This is a genomic window from Streptomyces sp. MH60 (assembly GCF_002939385.1).
GTDB lineage: Bacteria > Actinomycetota > Actinomycetes > Streptomycetales > Streptomycetaceae > Streptomyces.
In genome coordinates this window covers 1-12,485 of record NZ_MULI01000128.1, presented here as the reverse complement: position 1 = coordinate 12,485, position 12,485 = coordinate 1, and the positions used below count along the sequence as shown (strand labels likewise).

General features: G+C 74.0%; 6 protein-coding genes and 1 pseudogene. 4 read left to right on the top strand and 3 right to left on the bottom strand.

The annotated features are described in order from the left end of the window. Positions 1-211 precede the first annotated feature (211 nt). Entirely contained in the window at positions 212-3,514 is a 3,303-nt protein-coding gene (locus BZZ08_RS37035; protein ID WP_198601920.1) for a BTAD domain-containing putative transcriptional regulator, read from the top strand. Here BZZ08_RS37035 and BZZ08_RS37030 read toward each other — a convergent pair. Next, a pseudogene (locus BZZ08_RS37030) lies at positions 3,501-5,356 on the bottom strand (sigma-70 family RNA polymerase sigma factor). The gene BZZ08_RS37035 and the pseudogene BZZ08_RS37030 overlap by 14 nt on opposite strands. A 184-nt stretch (positions 5,357-5,540) precedes the next feature. Further along, positions 5,541-6,353 carry a TetR/AcrR family transcriptional regulator gene (locus BZZ08_RS37025; protein ID WP_104636543.1) on the bottom strand — a complete coding sequence of 271 codons (813 nt, stop codon included), beginning with the start codon at positions 6,351-6,353 and terminating at the stop codon, positions 5,541-5,543. 373 nt (positions 6,354-6,726) lie between these two features. Here BZZ08_RS37025 and BZZ08_RS37020 point away from each other — a divergent pair, with 373 nt between their 5' ends. Both BZZ08_RS37020 and BZZ08_RS37015 read left to right on the top strand, forming a co-directional pair. Beyond that, on the top strand, positions 6,727-8,106 hold the full coding sequence (locus BZZ08_RS37020; protein WP_104636542.1) for an NAD(P)/FAD-dependent oxidoreductase: 1,380 nt from the start codon (positions 6,727-6,729) through the stop codon (positions 8,104-8,106). Between the two features lie 182 nt (positions 8,107-8,288). Then, positions 8,289-9,974, top strand: a complete 1,686-nt coding sequence (locus tag BZZ08_RS37015) for an ATP-binding SpoIIE family protein phosphatase (RefSeq protein WP_104636541.1) — start codon at positions 8,289-8,291, stop codon at positions 9,972-9,974. 48 nt (positions 9,975-10,022) lie between these two features. Here BZZ08_RS37015 and BZZ08_RS37010 read toward each other — a convergent pair whose 3' ends face one another. After that, the gene (locus tag BZZ08_RS37010; protein WP_104636540.1) at positions 10,023-11,300 is read right to left on the bottom strand and encodes an MDR family MFS transporter; all 1,278 of its coding nucleotides are present in this window, start codon (positions 11,298-11,300) and stop codon (positions 10,023-10,025) included. Positions 11,301-11,446: 146 nt separating this feature from the next. Here BZZ08_RS37010 and BZZ08_RS37005 point away from each other — a divergent pair, with 146 nt between their 5' ends. Next, a complete protein-coding gene (locus BZZ08_RS37005; RefSeq protein WP_104636539.1) occupies positions 11,447-11,995 on the top strand; it encodes a MarR family winged helix-turn-helix transcriptional regulator in 549 nt (182 codons plus the stop codon). Positions 11,996-12,485: the final 490 nt, after the last annotated feature.

Below are 12,485 nucleotides of genomic sequence, written 5' to 3'. Positions count from 1 at the left end.
GCCGCCCGCCCGTAGCTGCGGGCAGTCGTGCCGCTGGGCGGCACGGGTGGGCGCGGCGGCACCCCGCAACGCCGGGCCGCGCTCCCCACCCCCGCGCCCGCACCCGCGCCGGGCACCGGACAACGCCGGGCCCCTGTCCACCCCCGCGCCGGATCACTGATCACACCCGCGCCGGGTGCCCCCACCCCACCGCTACGGCGACAATGGCCCCGTGCGGTACAGAATCCTGGGCGTCACCCAGACGGAGGACCACGGCACCGTCGCGAACCCCGGCGGCCCCCGCCTGCGCGCGCTGCTCACCGCCCTCGCCCTCCGCCCCGGTGACGTCGTTACGCCCGCCACCCTGATCGACGAGGTCTGGGCGCAGGACGACCCGCCGCAGGACGCCCCCGCCGCACTCCAGGCCCTGGTCGGCCGCCTCCGCCGTACCGTCGGCAAGGAGGCCGTCGACTCCGCCCCCGGCGGCTACCGGCTCGCGGCGACCCGCGACGACGTCGACCTGTTCGTCTTCGAGCGCCTGGTCCGCCAAGGCACCACCGCCCTCGGACACGGCGACGCCGCGACCGCCGCCCGGCACCTGGACGAGGCACTCGCCCTCTGGCGCGGCCCCGCCCTCGCCGACCTCCCCGGACACGCCGCCGGCCCCGAGGCCCTGCACCTGGAGGCGACCCGCACCCGGATCGAGGCCGGGCTGCGCCTCGGCGACGCCCACGACGCCGTACCGCGGCTGCGCGAACTGGCCGCCGCCCACCCGTACGACGAACCGCTGCACGCCCTGCTCATCGGCGCCCTGCGCGCCACCGGCCGCGACGCCGACGCCCTGGCCGCCTACGAGAGCACCCGCCGCACCCTCGCCGAAGGCCTCGGCACCGAACCCGGCCCCCGGCTGCGCGCCCTGCACGCCGAACTGCTCGGCGCCCAGGGCGCGGTGCGCACCTCCCCGGCGCCCGAGCGGGCTCCCGACGGCCGCCGGGGCAACATCAGGCCCCGGCTGACCACCTTCGTGGGACGGGAACTCGAACTCGACGCCATCCGCTCCGAACTGCGCGTGGCCCGCCTCGTCACCCTCACCGGACCGGGCGGGTCCGGGAAGACCCGCCTCGCCGAGGAGGCCGCCGCCGGGCTCGACCAGGCATGGCTGGTCGAACTCGCCCCGCTCGACCGCCCGGAGGCCGTGCCCGGCGCGGTCGTCAACGCCCTCGGGCTGCGCGAGACCGTGCTGCTGACCGGAGACCGGCCCACCGTGCAGCACGACCCCGTCGCCCTGCTGGTCGAGTACTGCGCCCCGCGCACCCGGCTCCTGGTCCTCGACAACTGCGAACACGTCATCGGCGCGGCGGCCCGGCTCGCCGAGACCCTGCTGACCCGCTGTCCGGGCCTCACCGTCCTCGCCACCAGCCGGGAACCCCTGGGCGTGCCCGGCGAGTCGGTCCGCCCGGTCGAGCCGCTCACCCCCGAGCAGGCGCGGCGCCTGTTCACCGCGCGCGCGAGCGCCGTACGTCCCGACGCGGACGCGGCCCTGCGCGACGAGGAGGCGGTCGCCGAGATCTGCCGGCGCCTCGACGGACTGCCGCTGGCCATCGAACTGGCGGCCGCCCGGCTGCGGCTGCTCACCCCGCGCCAGATCGCCGACCGGCTCGACGACCGCTTCCGCCTGCTCACCTCGGGCAGCCGCACCGTCCTGCCCCGCCAGCAGACCCTCCGCGCGGTCGTCGACTGGTCCTGGGACCTCCTCGACGAGGCGGAACGCACGATGCTGCGCGAGCTGTCCGTCTTCGCGGGCGGCTGGGACCTCGCGGCCGCGGAAGCCGTGACCACCGGGCCCGCGGCGGAGCTCGTCGGGGCCCTCGTCGACAAGTCCCTGGTCGTCGCCGACCCGGGCGCCGAGGGCGCCGGCATGCGCTACCGCATGCTGGAGACCATCCACGAGTACGCCGAGGAACGCGCCGCCGAGGTCCCCGGACTGCGCGCCGCCGCCGAACGGGCCCACCGCGCGTGGGCCCGCGCCCTGGCCGAGGAGGCCGACCCGCGGCTGCGCTCGGCCGGGCAACTGCCGTACATCTCCCGCCTGGAGACCGAGCACGACAACATCCGCGCGGCCCTCGACCGCTCGCTCACCGCGGGCGACGAGCCGGAGGCCGCCGCCCTCGCGCTCGCCATGGGCTGGTTCTGGTGGCTGCGCAACTACCGCCACGAGGGCGTCAGATGGCTGGACCGGGTGCTGCGCCTCGGAGCCGCCCTGGACGCGGGGGACGGCCGGGTGCCGGCGCCGGACGTCCTCGCCCGCCGTACGGCTGCCGCGGACCCCGTCGACGCGCTGCTCGCCCTAGGGCAGGACGGCCCGCCGCACCCGCTCGGCTCCCTGCGCATGCGGGTGCGGATGATGCACATCCTCCTCACCTTCGAGACCGCGCCGAGGGAGGGGCTGCTGGAGGAGCGCATGCGGCGGTACGTCCGGCGGGTGCGGGACCACTTCGCCGCGGGCGGCCCCGAAGCGGCCCGGGTGCCCGGTCTCGTGTGGCCGCTGACCGAGTTCTTCGTCAGCGACTCGGGCGACGTCCGCGGCTCCATGGACGCCTCCGTCGCCAACTGCCGTGCGTACGGGGGCGATTGGGAGATCGCCGCGAGCCTCATGTTCCGCACCCACGCGGTGGTCGACCTCTCGGGCACCCCGGTCGGCATCGACGACGACCTCGCGGAGATGCGCGCGCTCAGCCGCCGCGTCGGCGACCGCCTGGTGGCGGCCCAGGTGTGCAGCGCCTTCGGCGAGGCCGCCATGGTGCGCGGCCGCTACGAGGAGGCCAGGGCCGAGTACGAGGAGGCCCTGCGGCTCGCCGAGGAGGTGGGCGCCTTCGCGGAGGCGCCGTTCCTCATCGCCCGGCTCGCCGAGATCGCCTACCGCGAGGGGGACCACGGCACGGCACTCGGCGTACTCGACGAGGCCGGCGCCGCGGCGGACCGGTACGGCGTCGTGGACTCCAAGGCCTTCGTCCTGATGCTGCGGGCCGGGCTCGCCGTGGTGGAGGAGGACTTCGCACGGGCGCGCGTCCTGTGGGAGGCCGCCCGCGAGGAGTGCCTGCGCGGCACGCCGCCACCGCAGTTCCTGGCCATGCTGGGCCTGGTGGACGCGCTCGTGACGGCGGGCGAGTCCGGTCCGGGGGAGGCCTTGTCGCTGCTGGCGGGCACCATCCGGACGGCCGTCGAGGAGCGGTGCGCCGACCTGGTCGTCGCGACCCTCGTGGACAGCGCGGCGGGCCTGCTGAGCGACCTCGGCGACCAGGCCCGTGCGGTGCGGCTGCTCGGGGCCGCGGGCCACTGGCGCGGCGACCGCCCGCGCCCCATGCCGGACCGCGCGCACGCCGAGCGCGCCGAGGCAGCCGCCCGCGCCGCCCTCGGCGGTGAGCGGTACGCCGTGGAACTGGCCGAGGGCGCCGTCCTCACGCCCCGCGACGTCATCGGGGAGCTGGCGGCGGTGGTGGGGCAGCCGGTCCCGCAGGCCCCTACGCGCAGGTGAAGCGGGACTGGGCCCAGTCCGCGAGGGCCACCGTGTCGAAGGGGCTGTGCGGCTCGGTCACCAGCCGCAGCGTCTCGCGCCCCGTGATGTCCACGTGGACCGGTACCGCGGGGTCCCCGCCCTTGACCATCCCGGAGTTCCACAGCCGGACGCCGTCGGCGTACACCGAGAAGTGGACCTTGCCGAGCTTCATCGTCAGGTCGTCGACGCCGGCGAGGGCGTCGTAGGACGAGCACGCGCGGTTGAGGTCGACGGTGACCGAGGAACGTCCGTGGACGGTGACGCCGTGCGCGTACGACACGTCGTCGATCGTCAGGGCGGAGCGCTGCCACACCCAGCTGCTCCCGGCCAGCCGCATCTCGGGGCCGGTGCCGTCGCCGCTCACGTCGTACGCCAGCTCGCTCCACTGGTAGACGGTCGGGGCGGGCGGTGGCGGCGGCGGTGTGGGGGTCGGGGTTGGAGTGGGGGTCGGGGTGAGGAGGCGGGCGGGGCGGCCTTCGGCGGCTCCTTGTCCGGGGCGTCGTCGCCGACCAGCGCGAGGGCCAGCGCCGCCGCGGCGGCCACCGCGACCACGCCGGCCGCGATACCGGCCTTCACTGGTGCGCCCAGCCCCTCGGAGGCCGCCGCGCCGCCCCCGGCGCCCGCTCCGCCGGAGCCGCCGCCGCTCGCCGCGGCCGCGGCCCCCGCCGCACCGGCGCCCGCGCCTCCGGCGACGAGCCCCGCCGCCTTCGCGTACCCGGCGGCCCCGAACCAGCCGATGACCGCGACGGGCACCACGGCGGGAATGCCGCTCGCGACCTCCTCGATCTGCGTCGCGGCCAGCCGGCACCTGGCGCACTCGTCCAGGTGCTTGCGCAGCCCGCGTTCGGCCCGGGTGCGCAGCCTGCCGCGCGCGTACGTGCCGAGCTGGTCGGCGTAGCGGGCGCACTCCTCGTCGGCGGCGAGGGCGTCACTGACATGGGCCTGGAGGTAGGCCTGCTTCAGCCCCTCGCGGGCGCGGCTGGCGAGGACACGGGTGCCGTTGGCGTCCAGCCCGAAGAGCACGGCCACCTCGCTCGGCGACTCGTCCTCGACCTCGGTGTGCCACAGCACGGCCTGCCACCGTTCCGGCAGCGAACGGAAGGCCCGCATGGCCATCGACTGCTCGGCCTCGTGCATGGCGCGGACGTCGGCGCCCAGCTCCAGGGTGTCGTCGTCCGCCTTCGCGGTGTGCGCGGCCTGCGCGGCGAACACCGCGAAGTCCTCGACGAGTTGCTCCCGCCCGGCCGACCTGGTCCAGCCGGCGGCGACGCGCCGGACCGCGGTGAGCAGGTAGGCGCGCACGGCGTACTCGGGCCCCGAACCGCCGCGCACCGCCTGGAGCATGCGGGCGAACACCTCGGCGGTGAGGTCGTCCGCGGTGTGGGCGTCGCGGCAACAGGTGCGCGCGTACCGGCGCACCGCGTCAGCGTGGCGCCGGTACAGCTCCTCGTAGGCCGTGTCGTCGCCCGAGCGCATCCGCTCGATCAGCTCCGTGTCGGACACCGGAAGCTCCCGCGGCGGCGGCAGGACGCCACCGTCGTGCAGCTCCCGCGGCGGCGGCAGCACGCTGTCCTCGTGCAGCTCGCGCTGCGCCGGAACGCCGGTCCCCGCACGGTCCCCATCCTCGACAGGGCCCCCGCGGCCACCGTCCTCGCCCGGCCGGTCGCCCTTCTCGGGGCCACCGTCCCGCCGGCCGTGGGCCGGGCCGCCCTGGCCCGGCACCTGCGGCGCGTTTCCGTCCCGGGTGTCGCCCGGCCCGACGTCACCGGGGCCGTTCGCCCCGTCACCGCCGAGTGCCCCGTCCCGCCCGTCAACGCTCATCGCGGAAAGCCCCCGCCAACCTGCCCAGCCCGTCCGAACACCGGGTCAGCGTGCCATATTGGCTTTTGTTCAGGACCCCCCTGTGCCGACCATCACTCGTCTGTGGGGACTTGCCGTGCGGCGGTAATGACGCTCAGCCGTTCGGGGAAGGATGAAGCGGCCGCCCGACGGCTTCGCCGTCGCCTCACGCCGGCCGCGACCGCAACCCCTCCAGCAGGATGTCCAGCAGCCGGGCCGAAGCCGCCGCCTGCTGGGCCGGGTCGGGCAGCGAGGGCGCCGCCGTGGCTATCACCAGCAGTACGTCCGACACCGACACGTCCGGCCGCAGCTCACCCGCCGTCCGCGCCCGCTCCACGAGCCGGCCCACGACCTCCAGGAGCGCCGCGGCACCGTCGTCGCCCACCACGGAACCCGCGACGGAAGCCGCGACACCCCTCGACGCCCCGGATCTGGCGGCCTCCTCGGGCACCAGGCGCAGCTCGCCGGTGCCCGGCTGTATCCGCTGCTGCGGCACCCGCGCGTCACCGGCCGCCGCACCGACGGCACCGCCGTCGGCGTCGTCCGGCACCCCGACCCGCAGCACCTGCGGCGGCAGCAGCCGGCCGGCGCCCGAGGCCACCGACGTCCGCAGGAAGCGGGACAGCGCCGACCACGGCTCGTCCTCCTGCCCGAGCGCCGTGCGTGCCTGGTCGGTCAGCCGCGCCGTCTCCTCCTCGGCTATCCGGCGCACCAGGACGTCCTTGCTGGGAAAACGCCGGTACACCGTGCCGACACCGACCCGCGCGCGCCGCGCCACGTCCTCCATCGGCGCGCCGTACCCCAGCTCGCCGAACACCTCCCGCGCCGCGCGCAGCACGTGCTCCAGATTGCGCTGGGCGTCCACGCGCAAGGGCGCGTTCCGTGCCGCGTCGCCGCGTGCGCCGCCCGCCGCCGGGTTCATCGCACCGCCGGGCGCGACGGCCGACGCGGACGACCAATGAGAATCCTGAACATGCATAGACAATCCCCCGGTAATGACGTCTCCCCCCGGAGACACTCCCCGCCATCGAAAGCCGGAGCGCGTGGAACGGGCCCGGTTGCGCGGCCCGCCCGTCGCGGACCCCATGGCACATCCCCCTGCACACCGTCGGAAAGAACATAGTTGAGCGGGGGTCAATTCAGAAGGGGCACGTTCCGCACGGAGCGCCCCCCGATCGGCGCACGGATCGCATACGCCCCGAATGTGCCCCTCCCCGACCCCGTACTCACCCAAGCTGACCTGCGTGATCACCTCGCGCCACGGCGGTGCGCCCGGCTCGGCGCCCGGGCGATCTCCGGTCACACAAATTGACGAGCCTGTGGACAAACGCAAGCGTCGGGTGCGTCATGGGATGGTGAAGGAACGTGCGCGCATTCTCGTTGTCGGTGGTGGCTACGTCGGGATGTACACGGCCCTGCGGCTGCAACGGAACCTCAAGGGCGAACTGCGGCGGGGCGAGGCCGAGATCACGGTCGTCACCCCCGACCCCTACATGACGTATCAGCCGTTCCTCCCGGAGGCGGCGGCCGGTTCCATCTCCCCGCGGCACGTCGTCGTACCCCTGCGCCGCGTCCTCGGCCAGTGCGACGTCGTCGTCGGCGAGGCCGAGTCCATCGACCACACGACCCGCACCGCCACGGTCACCACCCTCGCCACCGACGAGGAGAGGACGGGCGCGCGCCGGATCACGTACGACGAACTCGTCCTCGCCCCCGGCTCGGTCTCGCGCACCCTGCCCGTGCCCGGACTCGCCGACCACGGCGTGGGGTTCAAGACCGTCGAGGAGGCCATCGGCCTGCGCAACCACGTCCTCGAACAGCTGGACATCGCCTCCTCCACCCGCGACCCCGCCATCCGCGACGCCGCCCTCACCTTCGTCTTCGTCGGCGGCGGCTACGCGGGCGTGGAGGCCCTCGGCGAGCTGGAGGACATGGCCCGCTACGCCGCGCGGTACTACCACAACGTCACCCCCGAGGACATGAAGTGGATCCTCGTCGAGGCGTCCGGCCGCGTCCTGCCCGAGGTCGGCGAGGAGCTGGGCCGCTACACCGTCACCGAACTGCGCCGCCGCAACATCGACGTACGCCTGGACACCCGCCTCGAGTCCTGCGCCGACCGCGTGGCCGTCCTCAGCGACGGCTCCCGCTTCCCCACCCGCACGGTCGTCTGGACGGCCGGCGTCAAACCGCACCCGGTCCTCGCCGCCACCGACCTCCCCCTCGACGACCGCGGCCGGCTCACCTGCACCGCCCAGCTGTCGGTCGACGGCGCCCCGCACGCGTGGGCGGCCGGAGACGCCGCCGCCGTCCCCGACGTCACCGCGCCCGAACCCGGCCGGGAATGCGCCCCCAACGCCCAGCACGCCGTCCGCCAGGCCAAGGTCCTCGGCGACAACGTCACCCACGCCCTGCGCGGCGAGCCCCTCGACACGTACGCGCACACGTACGCCGGGTCCGTCGCCTCCCTCGGCTTCCACAAAGGCGTCGCACACGTCTACGGGCGCAAGCTCAAGGGCTACCCCGCGTGGTTCATGCACCGGGCCTACCACCTCAGCCGCGTCCCCACCGTCAACCGCAAGGCGCGCGTGCTCGCCGAATGGGTCATCGCCGGACTCTTCAAACGGGAGATCGTCTCCCTGGGGTCACTCGAACATCCGCGGGCGGAGTTCGAACTCGCGGCCGGTGGAAAGCCTTCCCAGGAGCCCCCGCACAACCCGAAGGGGTCGTCCTGACCGGTCTCAGGAACTCCCCCGGCCACTGGGGCGTCTGACGGATGTCGGCCGGGCGGGCACCCTGCCAGACTGGTCCACCACGCGGGCGCGCCGCCGCTCGCCCCAGCGCGGCCCCCGGGGCCCGGGCCGCCCCCGGCCCGTCCCGGTCCCCGGCCGCCGACAACTACACGAGGCAAGGATTCGTGAACTTCACGCGCTGGAGCGCCCGACTCCCCGGAACACAGCGCCGCGCCGCCGCGCGGACCGACACGGCCCTCTCCCCGGACCGGCGGGCAGACGGCTCCGTACCCGCCGCCCGCGCCGAGCAGCTCACCGACGAGGCCCCGCCCGCCCCCGACGTGCCCGGCGTCGACGAACTGCCCGTACGCGACGTCCTCGACCGCGTCCCGGCCCTCGTCGCCCTCCTCCACGGCCCCGAACACCGCCTCGCCTACGTCAACGACGCCTACGTCGCCGCCTTCGGCGTGCGCGACCTCGGCGCCCGCGCCCGCGAGGCCCTCCCCGAGCTGGACGAGCCGGGCCTCTTCCCGCTCCTGGACCAGGTCCAGCGCAGCGGCAGGCCCCGCACCCTCAAGTCCCGCAAGGCGACGGACGGTCGCTCCTACACCTTCACCTGCACCCCGGTCACCGAGACCGAGACCGGGACGGGGACCGGGAGCGACGGCGGCCGGGGCGGCCGCGGTGTCCTGGTATTCGCCACCGACGTCACCGACCACGCCGAGGCCGCCGGACGCCTCCGCGCGAGCGAACGCAGCCAGCGCGAGACCGCCGTCACCCTCCAGCGCTCCCTCCTCCCGCAGAAACTGGAGGAGCCCGACGACCTGCGCGTCGCCGCCACCTACCACCCCGGCGGCACCGAGGCCGCGGTCGGCGGCGACTGGTACGACGTGATCACTCTCGGCGGCGGCCGCACCGCCCTGGTCATCGGCGACGTCATGGGAAGGGGCGTCCGCGCGGCGGCCGTCATGGGCCAGCTCCGTACGGCGGTCAGGGCCTACGCCCGCCTCGACCTGCCCCCGCACGAGGTGCTCCAGCTCCTCGACGGCCTCGCCGCCGAGATCGACGCCAACCAGATCGCCACCTGCGTCTACGCCATCCACGACCCCAACGAGGGCCGGCTGGTCTACGCGTCCGCCGGCCACCTGCCCATCCTGGTCCGCGACGAGGACGGCACCGTCCAGCGCGCCGACGAACCCACCGGCCCCCCGCTCGGCACGGGCGGCTGGATCCACACGTCCGGTTCGATCGCCCTGCCCCCCGGCTCCACGGCCGTCCTCTACACCGACGGCCTGGTCGAACGCCGCGACGAGGACCTCGACGAGGGCATCGCCGGCCTGGAGCGCGCCCTGTCCGGCGCCAGCGGCACCCCCCAGGTGGTCTGCGACCGCCTGATCCGCTCGGCGGGCGTCACCCCGGACCACGACGACGACGTCGCCGTCCTGGTCCTCCAGCACCCCGCCCGCGGGGGAGCCGAGGCCGAACTGTTCCGCAACGCCGCCCTGGAACTGCTCGGCGGGGTGGAGGCGGCCCCCCGCGCGCGTGCCTTCGCCTCCGGCGTCCTCACCAGCTGGCGCTTCCCCACCGACCTGCACGACCTCGGCGTCCTGGCCACCAGCGAGCTGGTCGCCAACTCCCTCCAGCACGGCACCCCGCCGATGCGGCTGCGCCTGCGCCGCACCGACCGCCGCCTGATCATCGAGGTGACCGACGGCGACGACCACCTGCCCAGACGCCGCCGCGCGGAGCCGGGGGACGAGTCCGGCCGGGGCATCGCCATCGTCGCGACGATCGCCTCCAACTGGGGCTCCCGGCGCACCCCGGGCGGCGGCAAGGCGGTGTGGTGCGAGTTCGTCCTGCACAAGCCGTGACCCGGCACCGGAGGCGGAGAAGACCCCGACCCCCGGCTGCCGGCCCGCTCACGCCTCCGCGACGACCACCGCGTCGGCCGGCGCCCCGCCCTGCGTGACCACCCGGCTCCTGGCCAGCGACGGCTGGTTCTGTACGTCCGTGAGCTGCCGCCCCAGCCGCACCGCCAGCACCGTGATGCCCAGCGAGAACAACAGGAACGCCACGATGTACGGCGCGTGCAGCGAGGCCCCGAGCGGCCCGCCCACCGCGGGACCGATCGCCAGCGCGAGCTGCTTCACCAGGGCGAAGGCGGAGTTGTACTGCCCGGCGAGCCCGGTCGGCGCCAGATCCGCCACCAGCGGCGCCAGCGTCGGCGACAGCATCGCCTCACCCAGCCCGAACAGCGCGTACGTCGAGATGAACGCGGCCGTGGCCATCGTCTGGCTGCCGTGTCCCAGCCCGGCGTACCCGGCCACGGCCCACGCCACGGCCCAGATCAGCCCCACGGACGCGATCACGCGCGAGCGCTTGCGCCGCTCCACGAACTTCAGCACCGCGAACTGCGCGACCACGATCATCAGCGTGTTCGCCGCCAGCGCGGTCCCCAGTGCGGAGGTGGAGATCCCGGCCGCCTCGACGCCGTAGGCGCTCAGCCCCGACTCGAACTGCCCGTAGCAGGCGAAGAACAGCACGAAGCCCAGCACGCACAGCTGCACCATGGCCCGGTTGCCGAGCAGCTGCTTCCAGCTCCCGCCGCCGGTGTGTCCCGGCGCCTCCTCGATCCGGGGCGCGCGCGGCGCCCGCACCGTCGCCATGACGGCGACCAGCACCAGGAACATCGCCGCCTCGATGGCGAACAGCAGCGTGAAGGACGACGCGCTCGTGGTGTCGACCAGATGACCGCCGATGAGCCCGCCGACGCCGAGCCCCAGGTTCTGCAGGAAGAACTGCGTGGCGAACGCCCGTGACCGGGTCTCCGTAGTGGAGCAGTCCACGATCATCGTCGCGAGCGCGGGCTGCATCACGGCCTGGCCCGCCCCCAGCGCGGCGGCGGACAGCAGCACCGTGCCCGCGGAGGCGGACAGCCCGAGGCTCAGCGCGCCGAGCGCGGCGGTGACCAGGGCGACCAGCAGTACCGGCAGCGGGCCGCGCCGGACGATGGCCCGCCCGGCGAACGGCAGCACGATCAGCGCGGCCACGGCGAAGACGGCGAGCACGAGGCCCGCCGTGACAGAACCCAGTCCCCGTACCTGCGCCACATAGACGTACAGGTAGGGGACCGTGAAGCCGAGTCCGAACGCGCTGAGTGCGTTGCCCACGTGAATCCGGCGCATCGCCGCGCCCATTGCCCTGGTCACGTTCACCCTCTCTTGATCTCTCGGGATCGTTCGCTCCAGCCGTTAGAGCTGAAGACTTAGAAGCTAAAGTTCGAAGCTAAAGAGTACATACCGAAGGACTTCAAAGCAAAGGAGCCGCGTGCCATACTGCGGCCATGGGCGACACCTCCGGCGCCGGCGAGCCGACACTCGAAGAGCAGATCGCCGCCTACCAGCGCGAGTTCCAGGACCTCGACCCGCAGGTCGAGAAGATCGTCTCGGCCCTCTCCCGCCTCAACCGCCGCATGAACGTCGCGTACGGCCGGCAGACCGCCGAGCTGGGCATCAGCAACACGGACTGGGAGGTGCTGAAGGCCCTCGTGCTCTCCGGCGCCCCCTACCGCCTCGGCCCCGGCGACCTCGCCAAGCGCCTCGGCCTCACGCCGGCCGCGATGACCCACCGCATCGACCGCATGGTGACGGAGGGCCTGGTCACCCGGGAGCGCGACGAGACCAACCGGGTCCGGGTGATCGTGGCGCTCACGGGGGAGGGGCGCGAGAAGTGGCTGGAGGCCATGCGCCTCGCCACGGTCTTCGAGGAGGACCTGCTCCAGGACCTCTCCGCCGACGACCGCACCGCGCTCGGCGAGGTGCTCACCCGGCTCCTGCGCAGGGTGGAGCACGCGCAGCCGGACGCCGGCGGCCGGCTCAGCGACCTCGATTAAAGATCTTGACAGGGATGTTTGACAGTCCCCTGCGGGATCCGTAGAGTTCTTCGGGTTGCCACGGGACCGTAACGGTTCTGCGGTAGCACCTCCCGCCGCAGCAGCGGCAACCAAACCACCAGCACGACCTCCCAGCGGGATCGATTTCGGCGTGCCCGAATTCAATTCCGACCGCGATTTGAGAATCGCGGAGAGAGTCCGCTAAAGTTTGGGACGTCGGAACGGCCCAACAGCCGGGAAGACAGCCCCCTCTGACGGGGAATCAGGGCCGAAAGGGTCTGATAGAGTCGGAACCGCCGGAAAGGGAAACGCGAAAGCGGGAACCTGGAAAGCACCGAGGAAATCGGATCGGAAAGATCTGATAGAGTCGGAAACGCAAGACCGAAGGGAAGCGCCCGGAGGAAAGCCCGAGAGGGTGAGTACAAAGGAAGCGTCCGTTCCTTGAGAACTCAACAGCGTGCCAAAAGTCAACGCCAGATATGTTGATACC